The sequence below is a fragment of the Pseudomonas sp. IT-196MI5 genome, from assembly GCF_949767415.1.
GTDB lineage: Bacteria > Pseudomonadota > Gammaproteobacteria > Pseudomonadales > Pseudomonadaceae > Aquipseudomonas.
In genome coordinates this window covers 32,158-51,187 of sequence record NZ_CATKPZ010000008.1, presented here as the reverse complement: position 1 = coordinate 51,187, position 19,030 = coordinate 32,158, and the positions used below count along the sequence as shown (strand labels likewise).

The window sequence follows — 19,030 nt, the reverse complement described above, 5'->3', positions numbered from 1 at the left end:
GAAGGATTCAGCCATGACTCAACCGTTGGTGGTATTCGACAACGTGGTTAAACATTTCGGTAGTTATCAGGCTGTCGAGCGTATGAACCTGGAGATTTACAAAGGTGAGTTCGTCGCGATCATGGGGCCGAGCGGCTGCGGCAAGACCACAACGCTGCGCATGCTCGCGGGGCTGGATAAACCCAGTGAAGGCGAAATTCGTCTTAACGGTGAGCGCATCAATGATCTCTACTCCTGGGAACGGGAGACGCCGCTGGTCTGGCAAAACCTGGCGTTGTTCCCGTTTCTTGACGTGCTGGAGAACGTCGAGTTCGGTCTGCGAATGAGAGGGATGGCCAAGGCTGAGCGACGCAAGAAGGCGCTACTGTGGCTTGAGCGGCTTGGATTGGAGGAGTTCGCCACTCGCGATATAAGCCTGCTCTCCGGTGGTCAGCGGCAACGCGTGGCGTTGGCGCGCTCGTTGGTCACCGAGCCGCCGATCCTGCTGCTCGACGAACCCCTGAGCGCCCTCGACGCTCATCTGAGTGTGCGCATGCAAGGCGTGCTGACTGGACTGCAGAAGGACCTGGGTATCACCTTTGTCTACGTCACTCACAGTCAATCCGAAGCCTTTGCAATGGCCGATCGTGTAGTGATCATGAGTCGAGGCCGGGTCGAACAGATCGGCTCGCCGCAGGAGGTTTTCCTTGAACCTCACAACCGCTTCGTTGCCGAGTTCGTTGGCGGTAAAAACATCCTTGAAGGCACTGTCGTTGGCTTCGACGATAGCGGGTTGGTTTGCCTCGATTCGCAGCACGGTGGATTCCTGGCGCGGCTGCCTGAGGGTAAAACGGTTGTTCCCGCTGAGCGCGTTACGGTCTGCGTAAGCGCCGAGCATATCGACCTGGCCGCGCAGCCTATGCGACGCAACCGGCTGAACTGCACCGTCGTTGGTGAAGAGTTCATCGGCTCGATGGTCAATATCTATCTCGAAGCCAGCGGCGGGCTTGAGTTGCAGGTGCAGAAACGGCATGCCGATTACAACTTGCTTGGCGTGCATTGCGGGCAAAAAATCTTCGCCGAGTGGGATGGCGCGGATGCGCTGATTCTGCGTGGGGACTGACTCGCTGGTTTGCAACCAGGCGTGATAATGCAAGCGCACCACTTGAATCAGCAGTGGGCCAATGGTGTGCAGGTAACAAAAAGTATGAAAAAGGAGATGGGGTGCCAGGGGGCTGGTCCTTGTTCTCGATCAGTAACCTTGTCGCCGCTTCCTCCCGGTTCGGGTGCGGCGCACGCCGTACACCTTTTGCTGCCGAGGCTGTTCCGGCCGGTGAATCAGATTGAGGGGAGAGACAGAGATTTTGGCGTAAGTGTCGACATCGGTTGTGGCAAGAAGGCAGCGGCCATCCTTGAATTTTGCGTAGAAAGTTATTTCCTTTTCTTTATCACATAGCCACCAGCCCGCAACCAGACCAACCAGACCAACCGGACCCAAAAGCAAGGCTCCAGCCAGGCTCCATCGAATAGCACTCCCTTTCTTATTAACTATTTCCTCGGTTGCTGCCTCTAAAGTTTCCAGTTTTGAAGTGGGTATCTTTATTTCAAGAGAAGGTTTTACTGCGGATTTCAAAATGAACAGTCCAGATCGGAATTCAGCATCACCTGTCAGAAAGTCACCGGATATCAGCGTTATCTTCGACATGGTGTTTCTCTTCTGATCAGCTTTAGTCAGCTGATTACTGGGCTCCAAAGGTCTCTGCCAGTCAATCGACTTACGACAAAAAGGTGAGACCGACAGTCACCCCATCGATTCCAGATCATGGGCATTCACAACCGTCATGCCGAGGCGGTCGGCGATCAGCACTTCCAGTCGCGCACCTTTCGAATGCTCCCGGCCAGGGAACGTGGCAACGGTGTCGCAATGCTGACCGATGCAACAGGCTCCCGCGAAGCTGCGCGTGCAGCCAGGAAGGCAAGAACGGCCGCCACGCCCAGCAATATGGCGCTCAATTCGAAGGTCGCTTGATAGCCATTCGAGTCGAAGACCAGCCCGCCAACGGTTGCGCCAGATGCAATAGCGAGTTGGATGATCGCCACCATCAAACCGCCTCCCGCTTCAGCAGCGTCTGGCAACGTTCTCGCCAGCCATGTCCACCATCCCACGGGCGCTGCAGTGGCAACCAGTCCCCATACGCCAAGCAAGACGGTCGTGGTGGTCGCCGAGCTACCGAATGAAACGAGCGCCAGTGCAATCATCGCCATCAAGATCGGGATGACCATGAGGGTTCGATGCAGGCCATTTTTCAAGAACGCTTCAATCAGGAAGGTTCCGGCAAGCCCCGCCAGGCCCAGAACGAGCAACATAAAAGACAGCATGCAGACACTGACGTGCGTGACCGTTTCAAGGAATGGGCGCAAATAGGTAAACAGCATGAACTGGCCCATGAAAAATACACTGACCGCCAACATGCCTAACGCGACTGGAACGCTTTTCATCAACCTGAAGACGTTTCTAGTGCCTGAACCTCTTTGCGATTTCATCGGTGGAAGGCTTACAGACAGCCATACACAAGCGACTATCGCGACTGGGATGACGCACAGGAATGCACCGCGCCAGCCAATCAAGGCGCCGAGAAAACTGCCCAATGGTGCTGCAATCACAGTCGCCAAAGCGTTGCCACCGTTGACGATTGCCATGGCGCGTGTGACCTGGTCATCAGGCACCAGGCGCATGGCGGTTGCCGCCGACAGTGACCAGAAACCACCAATCGCAACACCGATCAGCGCGCGCCCGATCATGAATACTCCGTAGTTCGGTGCAAACGCGACCACTGTTCCGGAAAGGATCATCAACAGCGTCAGGGAAAGAAGCAGCGGTTTACGGTCAACCCGCGCCGCCGCCAGGGGGATCAGAAGGCTGGTGAATAAGGCAAACAGCCCCGAAACGGAAATGCCCTGACCGGCTTGTCCTTCGGTGATCTGCAGATCGGCGGCAATGGGTGTCAGCAGGCTGACGGGCATGAACTCCGATGCCACCAGCACGAAGGCGACGAGCGACATGGCGAGTACGGCGCCCCATGATTTATGGGGCACTGGTAGAAGGTGATCAGTCATTGTTTGAATCCTGTATTGCGCGAAGCGTCGCAGCCCCGAATCTGCGGCGCTCAATCAACCAACGTGGCGTTGTCGATCACGAAGCGATACTTGACGTCACCCTTGAGCATTCGCTCATAGGACTCGTTTATCTGATCAGCTCGGACCAGTTCGATGTCGGCGACGATGCTGTGCTCGGCACAGAAATCCAGCATCTCCTGTGTTTGCGGGATGCCTGCGATCATCGAACCGGCAATCGTTCGGCGCTTCATGATCAGGTTGAATACGTTCGGCGATGGGTGTGGCGAGGCGGGTGCACCGACCAGACCGCCGACTTTGAAACCCGCAACATGCGCGCCCACCGCCGACACACGGCCGACAATTTCGTGACCCGGTTCGCAGGGGAACTGCGTGCCTGCCCACTCGGCGCGCACTTGGTGCAAATCCGAATGGCAGATGCCACAGAAGGCGATATCGATCTGAACATCATGGGCTGCAGGCGTGCGGCGATTGATCTGCATCGGCTCAAGGGGGTTGTCGCCAGCGCGAGCGCCATAGGCTTGTACAAGCATGGGAGAGACCTCAAAGGATTTGTCGGATGGACATTTTCCCGGTCAGCCAAGGCTCTCTGTAGAGCATTCCACTGGATTACTTGCCTGATTCTATGAGTCTCGGTTTTTTTGCAGGACGGTCGAGAACTGGCGAGTTAGAGTTCAGTGAAGAGGTACAAGACGAATATGACGAACAAACCCGACACCGCTCCTCAACAGACATCGCCGCAAGAAAGGCTCGCGCAGATCATCGGCATGCAGATCCAGAAACCAGGTGATTGCGCAACGGCCATTACCGGTCTGGGCTTCTTCAGGCGCGAACATCCGGCACCGCCCATTGTCTGCATGGTCGAGCCAAGCATCATTCTCGTCGCCCGAGGTGAGAAACAGCTCTGGGTAGGTGGCGAAGGTTACCCCTATGACAGGTCGCGATTTCTGGTCACCTCATTGGACTTGCCTGCCAATTCAGAAGTGCTGGCGGCAAGCCCGGAACAGCCATGCGTGGGGCTGACGTTGAAACTCGATCTGCGCATGCTGGCGGAGCTGATAGCGCAAAGTGACTTGCCGCCAACCCGTGATCGACCGATTGCGAAGGGGGTAGGAATTGGTTCAGTGACCCCCGCGATGCTGGCGTCGTTCGAGCGTTTATTGGCACTGCTCGATGAGCCGGAGTCCATCCCTGTTCTGGCCCCCTTGATTCAGCGCGAGATTCATTACCGTCTCTTGCAGAGTGATCAGGCGAGCCGGCTTCGACAAATAACGTCTGTCGATGGCCAGGGTTATCGGATCGCGAAAGTCATCGATTGGCTGAAGTTGAATTACACCTCGGCGCTTCGAGTCGATGAGCTTGCGGCCCGAGTACAGATGAGCGCGCCGACCTTTCACCACCACTTCCGCCAACTCACCGCAATGAGCCCCTTGCAGTACCAGAAATGGCTGCGACTGAATGAAGCCAGACGGTTGATGCTCAATGAACACCAGGACGTATCCAGCGCCGCTTTCAAGGTCGGCTATGAAAGCCCGTCGCAGTTCAGCCGTGAATACAGCCGTCTGTTTGGCGTTCCCCCCAAGAGAGATATCGCGGTGTTGCGAGGGCAGGGCCAGCAACGTTGAGGGGGGATTGATGATAGCTTCGCTGCCAACGGCTCCATGTCTGGTTTAGCCAGGTAGCTGAGTGACATGTGACGTATAGACCCATCACCTGCTGTAATATGCAACGCCTATCCCACTACGAGCTTTGAAAATGGAATTTCACTCGATTCTTGCTTTTACCCTGGTCGCTGCGATTGCCATTGCGAGTCCAGGGCCTGCGACCCTGATGGCGATCAACAACAGCCTGGCCCACGGACAGCGCAGCGCAGTGTGGTCGTCCCTTGGTAATGCCAGTGGCCTGTTCTGCCTGTCTGCCGCTGCCATGCTGGGGCTGGGGGCATTGCTTGCCAGTTCCGAATGGCTGTTCAATGCGGTGAAGGTAATCGGTGCCGGCTATCTGTTCTACCTGGGTGTCAGGCAGTTGTTCAAAAAGAGCCCGATGCTCGCGGACGGTATGCAGGATGGCTCGAAGCAGAGCAGGCCCACGCGCTTGAAGTTGTACAAGTCGGCTTTCCTGACGGCGCTGACCAACCCTAAGGCGACGATGTTCTTCACTGCGCTGTTCCCGCAATTCATCGACCAGAGCGCGACGTTACTGCCGCAGTTCCTGATCCTCACCTCGATCTTCATGGCGTTGTCGGTTGCGTCGCTGAGCCTGTATGCCGCGCTCGCCTCCCGAGCCAAGGGCGTGCTGACGCGGCCTGACTTGTCCCGGTGGGTCAGTCGGGTGGTAGGGTCGACCTTCATCTGCTTCGCAGCAGCCATCCTGACCATGCGTCGACAGGCAGCATAAGATAAGGGCGGCTGGTCGCCCATTCGGGCCAACGAGGCGCGGCTAGCCAACCTGACCGAGACCTGCTCACTCTGGCGTCCTGAGCATCGCTAACGGCATGTTGGTGAACGCTTCGTTCTTGCTGATTGTGTCCAATGCACAACGAACGTTGCCGGCGACCTCCGTTGACCGGCGCTGCTCGACCTGGAGCGTCAGTTCCATGATGGGGGCTTTATTACGCGCCGCATCGTCTCTCAGGCGATGTGTTCCGGGATTACTTGATTAGCGATTTGTGCAACCGCAGATAGCTTTTTGAAAATACAAATGCGAATACGTATCAAATACTAGTGGTGTGTTGTACCATGCGCCGCGATTAATTGGCACGTATGCCGTCCTGTTTGGCTATTTTCTCAAGGTTTCCTAGATGCGTCGTACTTTGGTGTCCATCTGTGTGCTTCAGGCATTTTCCGTTTCCTCCTGGGCGGAGGAAGCCACAACTGAAAAAGCCAGTCTGGAGTTGCAAGCGACTGACATCGTTGGCACAGCAGACTTTGAAACCGCCCTGGGACCCGTTGACGGTTATCGCGCGACGCGTTCGGCCAGCGCCACGCGCACCGACACTTCGATCCACGAAACGCCACAGTCCATCACTGTGATACCCAAGGATGTCGTCGAGGACATCAGTGCCACAAGGCTGCAGGACGCTCTCGATTACGCCGGTGGTGTGGGGCGGGCCAATAATTTCGGCGGCCAGGGCCTGACCACCTTTACCGTGCGCGGCTTTACCATCGGGGAGTTCTATCGCAACGGGTTCCCGATCAATCGTGGTTATCCGAACATGCCCGATGCCAACACGATCGAGCGCCTGGAAGTACTGCGAGGGCCGGCGACCATGCTCTATGGCCGAGGCGATCCGGGTGGCACCTTCAACGTCATCTCCAAACAACCCCTGGCCGTGCCCACGGTGACCCTGGGTAGCCAACTCGATGACCAGGGAATGCAGCGAGGCACGCTGGACGCCTCCGGCCCGCTGGACGAAGAGGGGCGCCTGGCCTATCGCCTGAACGTGGTGGGCGAGGGCGGTGATACCTTCCGCGATCATGTCGAAACTGAACGCTACGGCGTGACGCCGGTGCTGTCCTGGCAGGCCACCGATGACACCAAGGTGATTTTCGAAGGCGACTTCATGCGCAACAATCACCCGCTCGACCGCGGCCTGACGCGCTTTCCAAACCAGATCGGCACGGCCTCGCGCGACACCTTCTTCGGCGAAAAAGACGTTGGCAAATTGCACAACGACAACAACATGGCGCAACTGCGGTTCGAGCATCTGCTGAGCGATAACTGGACATTGGGCGGTGGTTTCCAATGGCTCGACGGCACCCTCAAGGGGAATGCGGTCGAAGCCAACGGTGTGGCCGCGGACGGACGCACCCTGGGCCGTAACTTCAACTACCGCAAGCTGGAGTGGACGGACAAGGACACCCAACTCAACCTCACCGGACATTTCACCGCAGGCGGTTTCGATCACACTCTGCTGACCGGCGTCGAGTACGAGGATTACGACTACCAGGCGATCATCCAGCGCTCCAGCGGGGCCGTGAGTGCCTACCCGATCGATATCTTCAACCCGGTGTATGGTCAACCGCGTCCAGCCTTGACCCGTACCCCGACCAACGACAAGGAAAACCTCAAGACCTACGCGGCATTCGTCCAGGATCAGGTGGCCTTGACCGAACGCTTGAAGGTATTGGCCGGGGCCCGTTTCGAGCGCTTCGAGCATGATTACCAAACCTTTGTGCCGGGCGGCAGAAGCTGGCAGGCCAGCGACAATGCGCTGACCCCGCGCGTTGGCGTGACCTATGACCTCACCGACACCGTGGCGATCTATGCCGATACGGCGCGCTCGTTCAAGCCCAATACCGGTGCCAGCCGCCAGGGCGGTGGTTTCGAACCGGAAAAGGGCAAGTCCTATGAGCTGGGCATCAAGTGGGAAGCGCTGGACAGTCAATTGAGTGTGGACGCGGCGATCTACCAGATTGAAAAGCGCAACGTACTCACCACCGATCCCGTGGATTCGACCTTCAGCGTGGCGGCCGGCGAGGTGCGCAGTCGTGGTTTGGACCTGAACATCGCCGGCAACCTGACCCCGCAATGGCGGGTGATTGGCGGCTACGCCTATGTCGATGCCGAAGTGACCAAGGACAACGTCATCAAGTCCGGCACCCGGCTGATGAACATTCCGCAGAACAGCTTCAGCCTGCTCAACGTCTACGAGTTCCAGGATGGCGCGCTCAAGGGCCTGGGGCTTGGCACCGGGCTCAAGTACGTCGATGAGCGTGCCGGGCAGACCGCCAACACGGCGTTTTCGATGGGTAGCTACACCGTTGTCGACCTGCTGAGCTACTACAAGGTGAACGACAGGATCAGGCTCAACCTGGATGTGAAGAACCTGACGGACGAAGATTTTGAGGAGGGCGCATTCGGCAACGTCTACGCCTTTCCAGGGGCACCAAGAACGGTGCAGGTCGGTATTTCTTACACGCTCTGAATTTTTGGGCACCGCCAAGCTCGGAGCTCCAATCTGTCTGAGCCCGTGAGGGCAAATGAGCGTCTAAACCACCTTCGGCACGTAACCGAAACGCTGTCTAATACGACTGACGAAGGGCTAGGCTGTACGGCCTATCCGAGAGGCTTACACCGATGACTTCTATGTCGCATCTCTTCGCGATGAGCTTGTTGCCCAGCAGGTTCCAAGCTTCTTTTTTCTCTGCGGCATCATCATGGTGCAAGTAGTGACGGCGGACCCGGGAACCTGCCAGTAAGTGGTACTGGCACCGGTCTATCACATAGATCTGCTCAAGCAACTGGACGGTAAGAGCCTGAGTGTCGCCGGTCAGACGTTGAAGCTGAGTACCGCCGAGGCGTTTCTACCGAGTTTCGGTGTAATGCCGATGAGCGGCTGGGTGCAACTGCAGGGCGAAAAATGGCAAGTTCAGAGCCGCTCGCCCCTGCACCTGGGCCAACAGGTCCGGGTGGTGGCGCGCACGGGGTTGATGCTGAAGGTCATTGCATCGGATGAAACGCCACCGCGAGGAGGTTGATCCATGTTCGTCGAATGGGGTTTTGGCGCGCTGCTAGCCCTGCTCCTTGTGTTGGTGTTCTCGGCCGTCCGGATTCTGCGGGAATATGAGTGTGGGGGCGGGGATTACCAAACTGTCGGTGATTACGGCGAAGCAAGAGACGTTGAAGTCTCTCGAGTTTTTACATAATAGGGGGCGTAGGGTCCGTCTCCCGGCGGAGAAGAGAAACAAGTCGATACGGGTTAGATCGTTTATTTCTTTCAGTTATGTAAAAAGATTTAAGTTGCATATCCAAAGCCGATGAAGCGGCGTGATGGCTTTAAACAAATCTGCAATAGCAATTAAACGGCTGCCATAACAGTCGTAACTCCCCCTGGTACTTCATTAATCTGGCTCCGACGTCCATTTTTGCTGCTGGATCACCCTCTTGCCGGCCATCCGCCAATCCTTAGAATCCACGCCATCAACTTTGTCCAACTCTCAAATCCTCCGGGGAACAACACCATGATGAACGCCATGCAGATGCCAATGCCAATGAGCACCAACATGCCGATGATGGGCATGCCGATGATGATGGCGACCATGACTTGCGACATGATGGACGATGGCATGATGTGCACGATGATGCCGGCCGCTGGCATGGACATGGCGATGTTCAAGAACAGCGCCGAAATGATGCAGATGATGATGGACTGCGGCATGCCGATGATGATGCATTGCGGCAACATGAGCATGATGTGCATGTCCCCGGCGAGCATGGCCATGCCGATGATGAACATGATGATGCCAATGCCGATGATGGGCATGCCGATGCCATCGATGAAGTGCGTGATGGAATGCACCATGATGGATGACTGCATGATGTGCAAAATCATGCCGATGGCAGGCATGAACATGGACATGATGAAAAGCTGCTGCGCCCTGATGATGAAAATGATGAACGACTGCAGCATGCCGATGATGATGAGCTGCAATGGCATGCCGCTGATGTGCTGCACCTGCTGATCCTTGGCAGCAGACATCAAAAAGCCCGGCAGGGTTAACCCTGCCGGGCTTTTTAATGGTTCTTCACGCAATCCCGGGGAACATCGATACCTGTGGAGCTGCGGTGCGGCGATCCGACTTGCCAGCGATGGCAACTGACGGCCGAGCATTTTCTTCCTGGTGTACATATTCATTGCTGCGGTAACGGCCACTTAGGGTTCCGCCCTGACGGCGGGTCACTTGGAAGAGCCCCAAGTAACCAAGGGCTCTTGCCCCTGACGTTCGGTGCCTCGCCGTGGCTCGGCATGCCCTCGCTCCGGTCCTGCTCCGTGGGCCCGCCGCCATCGGCCATCCATGGCCGGGGGCGGCTAACCCGGCATCCATGCCGGGTTGCCCACTGCGCAGAACCTGCGCTCGGCCTCGTTGTTTGGTGGGGCACGCGTCCCCCTGTAGGAGCTGCCGAAGGCTGCGATCTTTTGATCTTGCTTTTGCGGTCTGGAGATTGCTGAAGATCAAGATCAAAAAGATCGTCCGAACGCGGCCCGAACCTTCGGCAGCCCCTACCGATATTTCGTTATATGTGTTCCCCGGGATTCCGTGAAGAACCTTTTTAATGTCTGCTGTTCAGTCCAGGCGTTCCGGGTAAGTCACCACAAGATACGCCACCGCCTCACTGTCGGCCGGGTTGCGGTAGCGGTGGGGCTGGTCCGCATAGAACAGGATCGAGTCGCCGGTGGAGAGCAGGTAGCGCTTGTCGTTGACGCTGATCTCCAGCACGCCCTGAGCCACCACCAGGTTTTCCTGCACTCCGGGGCCATGCCCTTCGGACTGATCCTCTCCCAACGGGCTCAGGCGCAGTTCGTAAAACTCCGATTGGCGCGCCACGTCGAACGGAAACAGCGCGCGGCTGACAAAGGCGCCGCTGGCACTGACCAGGCGTTTGCTCTGGCTGGCCGACAGCATCGCCACCCCTTCGAAGGCCCGATGCTCCAGAAAGGCGGCCACCGACACTTTCAAGCCCTTGGCGATTTTGCACAGCACCTTGATCGACGGCACGCTGCGCCCGGACTCGATCTGCGCCAGCATCGCCCGGCTCACACCACACTGCCGGGCCAGGGCGTCAAGGGAAAGATGACGTTTGCTCCGCAGGCGTTGCAAGTTCTGTGCGACCCGTTCGCAGATCGGGTCTTCTGCCAATGGTTCCAGGTTGTTCAAATCCAGCACGGGTTCGTCGGCGCTCGCCAGAAAGCGCGAGGGTTCTTGCGCATTCACGCGTGACGCGTCTCGCTGGCTTTAGCGGCTTGCACCCACTGAGCGGCCTGCAAACCTGCATTGCGTGCGTACATTTCCCACATGGCCCGCGCCCGTTGCTGAGCCTGTTTGCGTTTGCGGTAGCTGGCGAAGTCGATGACGTTGGCTGTCGGATTCATGGGGCACTTCACTGTGGTGGTAAATGACGGGATGAACGGAGAGTACCCGGATAGCCATATAACTATAAATAATGTTTTTGTATTTATTAATTCTTTTTGGTTATTTTAAGCTCGGGCAATTGGAATGAGGTCTGACCCAGGGGAAGGAACGGAGCAGCTTAAGCTAATTCCAAAAAGATATTTGTTTGTGCTTTTTAAGATCTATTAGCTTTATAGAACTCAGAAAGTGTGCCGGGAGCTCCTGTGACTATCATTCAATCCTCTTTTACGACTGCCCGGCCAGAGTCTGCTCAACGACTTGCGAAACCCTCCGACGATCAAGCCAATGAGGATGATGTGGTCCTTGAGCTGCGAAACGTCACCAAAGCTTATCTGCGAAAAAAAGGTTCTTCTGCGCCACCGGCAGTGAGCAATGTCAGCTTGAAGGTGCGTCGGGGCGAAGTCTTGTGCTTGATGGGGACGTCTGGAAGCGGCAAGTCGACGTTGTTGCGTCACATCAACCGCTTGATCGAACCCACGAGTGGTGAAGTCTTGATCGAGGGTCAAGCGATCAGCGGGTTGGCCCACAAGGCTTTACGTGATTTGAGGTCGCGACGCATCGGTATGGTGTTTCAGCATTTCGGTTTGTTACCTCACCGCACCGTGCTGGATAACGTCGCGCTTGCGCTGGAGTTGCGCGGCGAACGTGAGTCGATTCGTCACGCGGCAGCCTCCCTGCAGTTGCAGGCGGTAGGACTGGAAGGCTGGGGTGAGCATTATCCGCATGAGCTCTCCGGCGGCATGCAGCAACGTGTCGGCCTGGCACGGGCCTTGGTGACGGAGCCTGAAATCCTGCTGATGGACGAGCCTTTCAGTGCTCTGGACCCCACCATCCGCCGAGATCTGCAACGCCATTTCCTTGCGCTGGCCCGCGAGCGCGGCATCAGCACCTTGATAGTCACCCATGATCCGGCCGAAGCCATACGCCTGGCAGACCGAATAGCTGTGCTGCGCCATGGCCGCCTGGTGCAGTTGGGCACTCCAGAACAGTTGCTTGAACATCCCGCTGACGCCGAAGTCGCGGATTTTTTTCGGGATTGCACATCCACACCATCCCCTCAGTACAGCGTGGACAACGTTAGCTTCAAGGCTCCGGAAAGTGAACTGCGCGAGCAGTCCGCTACCCCTGGCTTGCGTGGGTGGCAAGCTCTTTTGCTGGGGCCGGCGGCCCTGGCGGCGCGGGGTAAGGGTGGATTGTTCTGGCTTACGTTTGCCAGCGAACTCGGGGCATTGGCCGTCCTGGGTCAAGGCATTGCCAGTTCATCGTTGATTGCGGTGCTGGCGGCAGTCGCCGTGTTCGCTGCCAGCCGCTTCACTGCGTTCTCGCTGAGCCGCGCGCCCGTGCGACGAAACGCATCCGGTTGGGTTCTGCCGTTGGTGGTACTGCTGGTCAGTCAGGCCTTGGTGATCTGGCGAGTCATTACGCCTGACACGACGAATGCAGTGCTGCAGTTCCCGGCCAATCGCCAGGCGCTACTGCTGGCAGCGCAGAGCATCGACGAATTTATCGGCTGGTCCCAGGTCACGTTCGAGGGAGCGTTTATCGGCGTGATCGTTGTCGTTCGCACCGTCATCGAAGGGATTGAAAACCTGCTGGGCTGGCTGCCCTGGACGGTGTCGGCGCTGGCGCTGGTGTTACTGGCCTGGCGTTCGGCTGGCGTCGCGTTGGCGCTGACCAGCAGCGCGGCGTTGTTGTACATCGGCCTGTTCGGCTTCTGGGAGCGAACCATCGCTACCCTGGCGCTGGTCGGTTCGTCGGTACTGATTGCTCTGGTCATCGGTGTGCCCACCGGCATTGTGCTGGCGAAGCGGCCGCTGGTACGACGGCTGCTCACACCTTTGCTGGATGTCATGCAGACGCTGCCAACCTTTGTCTACCTGATTCCTGCCGTGGCGTTCTTCTCGGTGGGCAAGACCCCGGCCGTGATCGCGACGGTGATTTTCGCGCTGGCGCCGATGATCCGTTTGACCTCGTTGGGTATTCAGGAAGTACCGAAGGACGCTGTCGAGGCTGCCGTCGCGCACGGCGCCACTCCTTGGCAAACCCTGATCAAGGTGCAGCTGCCGCTCGCTCGCCGTTCGCTGTTGCTGGGAATTAACCAGACGATCGTCATGAGCCTGTCGATGGTGGTTGTGGCCGCGCTGATCGGCGCTGGCGGACTGGGTTATGACGTGATGACAGCACTGCGCAATATCAAGGGGGGCGAGGGTGTGCTCGCCGGCGTGGCGATTGTCCTGTGCGCGCTGATCCCTGACCGAATCATTCAATCGAGCTTGCGCAAGCAAGATCACCTGCACAACTGACGTGAGACTTATCATGAAGACACACCTATCGCGCACTGTGGGCGCAGCCGCGCTGCTGGCCTCCCTGATTCTCCCGGCAACCGTGTTGGCCAAGGACAAGATCGTCATTGGCGAGCAGAACTGGACAGGTGCAATCGCCATTCAGAGCATCCTCGCAGAGGTGATCAAAACCCGACTGGACGGCGATGTATCGTACCTGGCCGGGGATGTCGCGGTGCTGTTCAGTGCCGCCGCGAAAGGCGACGGCTCGGTTGATGTGTTGACCGACATCTGGCTGCCCAACCAGTCGGCAGCCTGGAACAAGTACGTCACGGGTGGCTCCCGTTCACTGGTGCCAAACGTCAAGCCTTATGCGGGCGAACAAGGGTTCTATATCCCCGGGTATTTGCAGGACAAATACGGCGTTAAATCCATCTACGACCTGAAAAAGCCTGAAGTGGCCAAGCTGTTTGAACCACTGGGCGGCGGCAAGGCTGAGTTGCTGGTGGGGCCGGCCGGCTGGGAGTCGACTTACATTGGCCAGATCAAGGCCAAGGATTACGGGTTTGCCGATAAATTCGAGTCGGTGTCCACGGAAGCTTCTGTGACCTATGCCAAGCTGGCCTCGGCCTACAAGGCGCAACGTGGCGTGGTGTTTTATGCCTACACCCCGGACTGGATCTTCTCGGCCTATGACCTGCGTCGCCTGGAAGAGCCCGCATTCGACGGCTACGCCCAGGACAACAAAAAAGGTGACCCGCTTTACAAGGTCGATGGCTGCTGGAAATTCATCAGCCCGACGGTCGATCCCGACTGGCTGAACAAAAGCCGGATTACCTGTGCCTTCCCGGATGCCAGGGTTCATGTCCTGGCGTCCGCAGCCTTGCAGACACGCGCCCCGAAAATTGCTGAGTTCTTGAAGAATGTCGCGATCGACCCGGCGCAGCTCAATGAGCTGATCCTGAAGATCGAAAAGGAAAAACTGCCGGCTGACGTCGCGGCCAAAGAGTGGGTTCAGGCGAACACCGCCAAGGTTGATCAATGGCTGTCCGCGTCGGCGCCTAAGGTGAGTGCAAACCAATGAGTCAATCTTCTTTGCGTTTACTCGATGGCGGTATGGGGCGCGAGCTGAAACGTATCGGGGCGCCGTTTCGTCAGCCTGAATGGTCAGCGCTCGCACTGATCGAGGCACCCGGGTTTGTGCTTCGGGCTCATAGGGCGTTCGTGGATGCCGGTGCCCGGATAATCACCACCAACAGCTACGCGGTTGTGCCTTTTCATATAGGTGAAGAGCGCTTTGCCGCGCAGGGGCGAGTGCTGGCTGAACAGGCTGGGCGGCTCGCTCGCCAGGCGGCGTCCGAGAGTGCCGAGCCGGTGACCGTGGCCGGCTCGTTACCGCCGGCTCTCGGATCCTATCGGCCGGACCTGTTCGATCATCAACGTTCTGTCACGATCCATCGAGAGCTTATTGCCGGGTTGCGGGCGCATGTCGACGTCTGGTTAGCGGAAACTCAGAGTTCTACGGCTGAAGTCAGGGCGGTAGCGCAGGCGCTGGGCACAGAGCTCAAACCGCTGTGGGTGTCGTTTACGCTTCTGGATGAGGTCAATGAGTCACCGCAACTGCGTTCCACTGAGCCAGTCGGCGAGGCGGTACGCGTGGCGGCCGAGTTGGGTGCGAGAGTCGTGCTGTTCAATTGCAGTCAGCCGGAAGTCATGGCAGCGGCACTGGCCGAAGCCCGAGATGTTCTTGATAGCCTCGACCAGAGCATTGAGCTAGGGGTATACGCCAATGCATTTCCTCCCGTCAGCACAGAGGCCAAAGCCAACAGTACATTGCTGGAGATTCGTAGCGATCTGGATCCCGAGTCATACTTGCGTTGGTCCAGATCCTGGGTAGCGGCTGGCGCCAGTATTGTTGGAGGATGCTGTGGAATCGGCCCAGAGCACATCGCGCAGTTGCACCTGCACTTGTTGGCGGACAGTGGGGGCGCTGGAACATGAGCGATCTTCAACAGGAAACACTGGTTGAGCAGGCGACTTTTGTGGGGGCCGTCCCGAGTTCTATGAACATGTGCTGGTCAGTCTCAAGCGCATTCTGACAGGACTGCTGCTGGCCTCCGCCGCAATTTGGCCGATCCTGCTCAACACCGTGGCCAGCGTGCGCCAGCTCGACCCGTGCTGGCTGCAACTGAGCCGCAACCTCAGCGCAACGCGCTGGGAAACCCTGCGCAAGGTGATCCTGCCCAGAGCCGCGCCCAGGGACGTTGGTTCCTGGGCGTAGCGACGAGCCAGGGGCCAGACGCGTTGCTGGCCCGTGCTTCGTCGCTGGCCGATCAGGTGCAGGTGCCGGGGTATCTGGCACCCGCCTGATGTCGGCTTACTTCGATCCAGCGCCGATCTGCCAGACGTAGGGCGGTTCGGTGCCGTTGATTTCCCAGTCGCCGATGATGCGTTCCTTGTAGATGAGCGGGTTGTGCGAGGCCGCGGTGCGGGCGTTGCGCCAGTGACGATCGAGGGCTTTGCCGGTGCTGGTGGCCGAGGCGCTGAGGGCGTTGAACAGGTCACTGGTGGCGCGCAGCACCAGGTCGGCGATCACCACTTGGGCCTGGGCCGATTCCAGTTCGGCGGCGATGTTGGCCTCGCGTTCGGCGACTTCGTCATGGGCGAAGCGGCTTTCGTACGCTACCTGCAAGGCGGCCGCCGCGCGCAGGGTGGTGGCGTGTGCGGCGTAGACCTGCGCCGATGCCTTGCCCACCACTTGCTGCACCTGGACGTCCTGGCTGACGTGGCTGGCATTGCCGGTGCTGAAGATGCGCGTGCGCTTGCGCACTTCTTGCGTGATGTCGTGCACCGCGGCACGGCCGGCACCGGTTTGAACCGCCAACAGCACCAGTTGATAGAAGGCTGTCTGGTACTTGAAGCGGGTGGCGAAGTCGAGCAGGTTTTCGGGCTCCACCACGGCGTTTTCGAATACCGAGGTGCCGCTACCGGTGGTGCGCTGGCCAAAGCCATCCCAATCGTCGCTCTGCGTGATGCCCGGTTGTTGCACGCGGACCGCGGCAATCACGTCGGCACCGTTGTCATCGCGCTGGGCATAGAGGTCGATCCAATCGGCGAAGAGGCTACCAGTGCTGTAGTACTTGGTGCCGTTGACCACCCAGTGTTCGCCCAGGCGCGAGACGCGGGTGCCGACCTGGCCGATCTTGACGCTGCCGATTTCGGTCCAGGCATTGCCCACCAGATCACCCTCGACAAAACGCTTGAACCAGGTGTCCTGCGGTGCGTCGGCCTGGGCATTGAGGCGGTCTTCGACAAAGGCAAAGTGACCGCGCAACGCCTGTGGCAGATTGGAGTCCGCTTCGGCCAATTCGATCAACAACTCAAACAGCTGGGACAGGGAAGCGCCGGCGCCGCCGTACTGGATCGGCACACGCACAGCGCCAAAGCCGGCTTCCTTCAGCCATTTCACTTGTTCAAAGGGCAGGCTGCGGCTTTGCTCGCGCTCCAGTGCGCCGGCGGCGATGCGTGCAAAGATCGGCCGGAAGCGCTCGGCCAGGGCCGGGTAGTCGGTACCGGTGGAGAGGGGGTGTGGCAGGTGTTGTTGCTGGACGGTCATGGTGCAGCTCCTTATGGACGGCAAGAGAAGTAACAGAGCGGTCGATCTGTTGCGTACTGCTGTCAGTGCACAGGTCGTGCCTGGCGCTGTAAAAGCCGTTTTACAGGGCGTGCGGGGTGTCAACGGCGCTCACGCCTGTCGCCTGCCGGGCAACTTGTTGAAGCGCTGACTGCCCGACAACAGCGGCCCGGGCGGGGCTTCGTGGCAAACGCCACGAGACAACTGTTGTGAACGCAACAGTTGATCAACAGCCTGTCCGTTGGACGACACTGCGGTGTTTTACGAAAATCATATAACTAGCTGATTTATATTGAATTGTTGAAGTGGCACGGTTGCTGCTCTAGTCCTGGTGCAGGTGCCGCGGTGGCCTCTGCCACCACGAGGACGGGCAATGGGCAACACACTGAAAGTGGTCGCGGTATCCGGGAGCGTGCAGCGGCCTACGCGCACCCTGGTGCTGCTCAAGGCGCTGATCGCCGGTCTTGCGCAACAACTGCCGATCGAGCTGCACCTGATCGAGTTATCCGAGATCGGCCCGCAGTTTGCCGGGGTGCTGCGCCGTGAAGACTTGCCCGCTGCGGTCGAGGCCGATCTGCAGGCCATTGAAACGGCCAACCTGCTGATTGCTGCCAGCCCCGTATACCGCGCCTCATACACTGGACTGTTCAAGCATCTGTTCGATTTCGTCCATCACCAGGCGTTGAACAACGTACCGGTGTTGCTGGCCGCCACCGGTGGCTCGGACCGCCACGCCCTGATCATCGATCACCAGTTGCGCCCGCTGTTCGGCTTTTTCCAGGCCCTGAGCTTGCCCATCGGTGTGTACGCCGCCGAAGCCGATTTCACCGATTACCAGATCACCAGCCCGCAGTTGCTCGAACGCATCGAGCGCGCTGTCGAGTCGGCGGTACTGAGCCTCAATCCGACTGTTCAACCGGACGCCAGCGCAGCCTGACGTCACCGGTCAACCCTCACTTCAATGAGTCAATGGAGTACATGCAATGAGCCAGGACAACATCAAGTTTGCCTACTGGGTTCCCAACGTCAGCGGCGGCCTTGTGGTCAGCAAGATCGAACAGCGCACTGGCTGGGACATCGATTACAACCGCAAGCTGGCGCAAATCGCCGAAAAGGCCGGCTTCGAATACGCCTTGTCACAGATCCGCTTCACCGCCGGTTATGGCGCCGAAAACCAACACGAATCGGTGACCATCAGCCACGCACTGTTGGCCGCCACCGAGAAGCTCAAGGTGATCGCGGCCATCCTGCCTGGCCCATGGAATCCGGTGCTGGCGGCCAAGCAGCTGGCCACCATCGACCAGTTCACCAACGGTCGCGTCGCGGTGAATATCGTGTCGGGCTGGTTCAAGGGCGAGTTCCGCGCCATTGGCGAGCCATGGCTGGACCACGATGAGCGCTATCGTCGCTCGGAAGAATTCATCCAGGCGCTGAAGGGCATCTGGACCCAGGACAACTTCAGTTTTCATGGCGATTTCTACCGCTTCCACGACTACACCCTCAAACCCAAGCCATTGCAGCAACCGCACCCGGAAATCTTCCAGGGTGGCAGCTCGCGCGCGGCGCGGGACATGGCTTCGCGGGTCTCCGATTGGTACTTCACCAACGGCAACACTGTCGAAGGCATCAAGGCCCAGGTCGACGACATTCGGGCCAAGGCCGCGATCAATGGCCACTCGGTGAGAGTAGGGGTGAACGCCTTTGTCATCGCCCGTGAAACCGAGGCCGAGGCCCGCGCGGTGTTGCAGGAAATTATCGCCAAGGCCGACCCCGAGGCCGTCAACGGTTTCGGCAGCGAGGCGAAGAACGCCGGTGCCTCAAGCCCCGAAGGCGAAGGCAACTGGGCCAAGTCCACTTTCGAAGACCTGGTGCAGTACAACGATGGTTTCAAGACCAACCTGATCGGTACGCCTGCGCAGATTGCCGAACGCATCGTCGCACTCAAGGCGGTGGGCGTGGACCTGGTGCTCAGTGGCTTCCTGCACTTTCAGGAGGAGGTGGAGTACTTCGGCCGCAAGGTGTTGCCGCTGGTGCGTGAGCTGGAGCGCGAGGCGGTGGCGACCAAAGCTGCGGCACTGGCGTAAGGG

General features: G+C 58.6%; 17 protein-coding genes and 3 pseudogenes. 13 read left to right on the top strand and 7 right to left on the bottom strand.

Annotated elements, in window-relative coordinates; translation table 11 throughout:
• The first annotated feature begins 13 nt into the window (after positions 1–13).
• A complete protein-coding gene (locus tag ACM6IK_RS05690; RefSeq protein ID WP_414873516.1) occupies positions 14–1,102 on the top strand; it encodes an ABC transporter ATP-binding protein in 1,089 nt (362 codons plus the stop codon).
• Positions 1,103–1,231: 129 nt separating this feature from the next.
• Here ACM6IK_RS05690 and ACM6IK_RS05685 read toward each other — a convergent pair whose 3' ends face one another.
• The 3 genes from ACM6IK_RS05685 to ACM6IK_RS05675 all read right to left on the bottom strand — a co-directional run bounded on the left by ACM6IK_RS05685 (position 1,232) and on the right by ACM6IK_RS05675 (position 3,647).
• The gene (locus ACM6IK_RS05685) at positions 1,232–1,684 is read right to left on the bottom strand and encodes a hypothetical protein (RefSeq protein ID WP_414873515.1); all 453 of its coding nucleotides are present in this window, start codon (positions 1,682–1,684) and stop codon (positions 1,232–1,234) included.
• Between the two features lie 155 nt (positions 1,685–1,839).
• Complete coding sequence (locus tag ACM6IK_RS05680; RefSeq protein ID WP_414873514.1) at positions 1,840–3,096, bottom strand: MFS transporter; 1,257 nt, start codon at positions 3,094–3,096, stop codon at positions 1,840–1,842.
• Between the two features lie 50 nt (positions 3,097–3,146).
• Positions 3,147–3,647, bottom strand: coding sequence for an alcohol dehydrogenase catalytic domain-containing protein (locus ACM6IK_RS05675; protein ID WP_414873513.1), 501 nt, complete (start codon positions 3,645–3,647; stop codon positions 3,147–3,149).
• A gap of 165 nt (positions 3,648–3,812) precedes the next feature.
• Between ACM6IK_RS05675 and ACM6IK_RS05670 the strand changes: the two genes are divergently transcribed.
• From ACM6IK_RS05670 to ACM6IK_RS05660, 3 genes are all read left to right on the top strand, one after another.
• Entirely contained in the window at positions 3,813–4,739 is a 927-nt protein-coding gene (locus tag ACM6IK_RS05670) for an AraC family transcriptional regulator (protein WP_414873512.1), read from the top strand.
• 130 nt (positions 4,740–4,869) lie between these two features.
• Positions 4,870–5,511 (top strand): LysE family translocator, encoded by a 642-nt coding sequence (locus ACM6IK_RS05665; RefSeq protein WP_414873511.1) that lies wholly within the window; start codon positions 4,870–4,872, stop codon positions 5,509–5,511.
• Between the two features lie 403 nt (positions 5,512–5,914).
• Complete coding sequence (locus ACM6IK_RS05660) at positions 5,915–8,041, top strand: TonB-dependent siderophore receptor (protein WP_414873510.1); 2,127 nt, start codon at positions 5,915–5,917, stop codon at positions 8,039–8,041.
• Between the two features lie 97 nt (positions 8,042–8,138).
• On the opposite strand, the pseudogene ACM6IK_RS05655 reads toward ACM6IK_RS05660, so the two are convergent.
• Positions 8,139–8,393 (bottom strand): annotated as a pseudogene (locus ACM6IK_RS05655) (hypothetical protein); the annotation flags it as partial.
• Between the two features lie 45 nt (positions 8,394–8,438).
• Between ACM6IK_RS05655 and ACM6IK_RS05650 the strand changes: the two are divergent.
• The 3 genes and pseudogenes from ACM6IK_RS05650 to ACM6IK_RS05640 all read left to right on the top strand — a co-directional run.
• Positions 8,439–8,594: pseudogene (locus ACM6IK_RS05650) on the top strand (NfeD family protein); the annotation flags it as partial.
• A gap of 3 nt (positions 8,595–8,597) precedes the next feature.
• A complete protein-coding gene (locus tag ACM6IK_RS05645) occupies positions 8,598–8,762 on the top strand; it encodes a hypothetical protein (RefSeq protein WP_414873509.1) in 165 nt (54 codons plus the stop codon).
• A 315-nt stretch (positions 8,763–9,077) separates the two neighbouring features.
• On the top strand, positions 9,078–9,578 hold the full coding sequence (locus ACM6IK_RS05640) for a hypothetical protein (protein WP_414873508.1): 501 nt from the start codon (positions 9,078–9,080) through the stop codon (positions 9,576–9,578).
• Positions 9,579–10,181: 603 nt separating this feature from the next.
• Here ACM6IK_RS05640 and ACM6IK_RS05635 read toward each other — a convergent pair.
• Positions 10,182–10,772 carry a helix-turn-helix domain-containing protein gene (locus ACM6IK_RS05635; protein ID WP_218429149.1) on the bottom strand — a complete coding sequence of 197 codons (591 nt, stop codon included), beginning with the start codon at positions 10,770–10,772 and terminating at the stop codon, positions 10,182–10,184.
• 53 nt (positions 10,773–10,825) lie between these two features.
• Positions 10,826–10,987 carry a hypothetical protein gene (locus ACM6IK_RS05630; protein WP_414873507.1) on the bottom strand — a complete coding sequence of 54 codons (162 nt, stop codon included), beginning with the start codon at positions 10,985–10,987 and terminating at the stop codon, positions 10,826–10,828.
• A gap of 336 nt (positions 10,988–11,323) precedes the next feature.
• Here ACM6IK_RS05630 and ACM6IK_RS05625 point away from each other — a divergent pair, with 336 nt between their 5' ends.
• The 4 genes and pseudogenes from ACM6IK_RS05625 to ACM6IK_RS05610 form a co-directional block, all read left to right on the top strand.
• Positions 11,324–13,330, top strand: coding sequence for an ATP-binding cassette domain-containing protein (locus ACM6IK_RS05625; protein ID WP_414873506.1), 2,007 nt, complete (start codon positions 11,324–11,326; stop codon positions 13,328–13,330).
• A 13-nt stretch (positions 13,331–13,343) separates the two neighbouring features.
• Positions 13,344–14,393: a glycine betaine ABC transporter substrate-binding protein gene (locus tag ACM6IK_RS05620; protein WP_414873505.1), complete on the top strand. Its 1,050-nt coding sequence runs from the start codon at positions 13,344–13,346 to the stop codon at positions 14,391–14,393.
• Positions 14,390–15,310, top strand: a complete 921-nt coding sequence (locus tag ACM6IK_RS05615; RefSeq protein WP_414873504.1) for a homocysteine S-methyltransferase family protein — start codon at positions 14,390–14,392, stop codon at positions 15,308–15,310. The genes ACM6IK_RS05620 and ACM6IK_RS05615 overlap by 4 nt, the downstream gene beginning before the upstream one ends.
• 49 nt (positions 15,311–15,359) lie before the next feature.
• Positions 15,360–15,554: pseudogene (locus tag ACM6IK_RS05610) on the top strand (hypothetical protein); the annotation flags it as partial.
• A 132-nt stretch (positions 15,555–15,686) separates the two neighbouring features.
• Here ACM6IK_RS05610 and ACM6IK_RS05605 read toward each other — a convergent pair.
• On the bottom strand, positions 15,687–16,925 hold the full coding sequence (locus ACM6IK_RS05605; protein ID WP_414873503.1) for an acyl-CoA dehydrogenase family protein: 1,239 nt from the start codon (positions 16,923–16,925) through the stop codon (positions 15,687–15,689).
• A 391-nt stretch (positions 16,926–17,316) separates the two neighbouring features.
• On the opposite strand from ACM6IK_RS05605, the gene msuE reads away from it, so the two are divergent.
• Both msuE and sfnG read left to right on the top strand, forming a co-directional pair.
• Positions 17,317–17,880 (top strand): FMN reductase, encoded by a 564-nt coding sequence (gene msuE / locus ACM6IK_RS05600; protein WP_414873502.1) that lies wholly within the window; start codon positions 17,317–17,319, stop codon positions 17,878–17,880.
• A 46-nt stretch (positions 17,881–17,926) separates the two neighbouring features.
• On the top strand, positions 17,927–19,027 hold the full coding sequence (sfnG, locus tag ACM6IK_RS05595; protein ID WP_414873501.1) for a dimethylsulfone monooxygenase SfnG: 1,101 nt from the start codon (positions 17,927–17,929) through the stop codon (positions 19,025–19,027).
• Positions 19,028–19,030: the final 3 nt, after the last annotated feature.

What these genes read in the sequence shown, in the direction of transcription:
- msuE (WP_414873502.1), top strand. Translation starts at nt 17,317, where the DNA reads ATGGGCAACACACTGAAAGTGGTCGCGGTATCCGGGAGCGTGCAGCGG.
- sfnG (WP_414873501.1), top strand. Translation starts at nt 17,927, where the DNA reads ATGAGCCAGGACAACATCAAGTTTGCCTACTGGGTTCCCAACGTCAGC.
- ACM6IK_RS05615 (WP_414873504.1), top strand. Translation starts at nt 14,390, where the DNA reads ATGAGTCAATCTTCTTTGCGTTTACTCGATGGCGGTATGGGGCGCGAG.
- ACM6IK_RS05665 (WP_414873511.1), top strand. Translation starts at nt 4,870, where the DNA reads ATGGAATTTCACTCGATTCTTGCTTTTACCCTGGTCGCTGCGATTGCC.
- ACM6IK_RS05670 (WP_414873512.1), top strand. Translation starts at nt 3,813, where the DNA reads ATGACGAACAAACCCGACACCGCTCCTCAACAGACATCGCCGCAAGAA.
- ACM6IK_RS05680 (WP_414873514.1), bottom strand. Translation starts at nt 3,096, where the DNA reads ATGACTGATCACCTTCTACCAGTGCCCCATAAATCATGGGGCGCCGTA.
- ACM6IK_RS05620 (WP_414873505.1), top strand. Translation starts at nt 13,344, where the DNA reads ATGAAGACACACCTATCGCGCACTGTGGGCGCAGCCGCGCTGCTGGCC.
- ACM6IK_RS05675 (WP_414873513.1), bottom strand. Translation starts at nt 3,647, where the DNA reads ATGCTTGTACAAGCCTATGGCGCTCGCGCTGGCGACAACCCCCTTGAG.
- ACM6IK_RS05645 (WP_414873509.1), top strand. Translation starts at nt 8,598, where the DNA reads ATGTTCGTCGAATGGGGTTTTGGCGCGCTGCTAGCCCTGCTCCTTGTG.
- ACM6IK_RS05640 (WP_414873508.1), top strand. Translation starts at nt 9,078, where the DNA reads ATGATGAACGCCATGCAGATGCCAATGCCAATGAGCACCAACATGCCG.
- ACM6IK_RS05630 (WP_414873507.1), bottom strand. Translation starts at nt 10,987, where the DNA reads ATGAATCCGACAGCCAACGTCATCGACTTCGCCAGCTACCGCAAACGC.
- ACM6IK_RS05685 (WP_414873515.1), bottom strand. Translation starts at nt 1,684, where the DNA reads ATGTCGAAGATAACGCTGATATCCGGTGACTTTCTGACAGGTGATGCT.
- ACM6IK_RS05605 (WP_414873503.1), bottom strand. Translation starts at nt 16,925, where the DNA reads ATGACCGTCCAGCAACAACACCTGCCACACCCCCTCTCCACCGGTACC.
- ACM6IK_RS05690 (WP_414873516.1), top strand. Translation starts at nt 14, where the DNA reads ATGACTCAACCGTTGGTGGTATTCGACAACGTGGTTAAACATTTCGGT.
- ACM6IK_RS05660 (WP_414873510.1), top strand. Translation starts at nt 5,915, where the DNA reads ATGCGTCGTACTTTGGTGTCCATCTGTGTGCTTCAGGCATTTTCCGTT.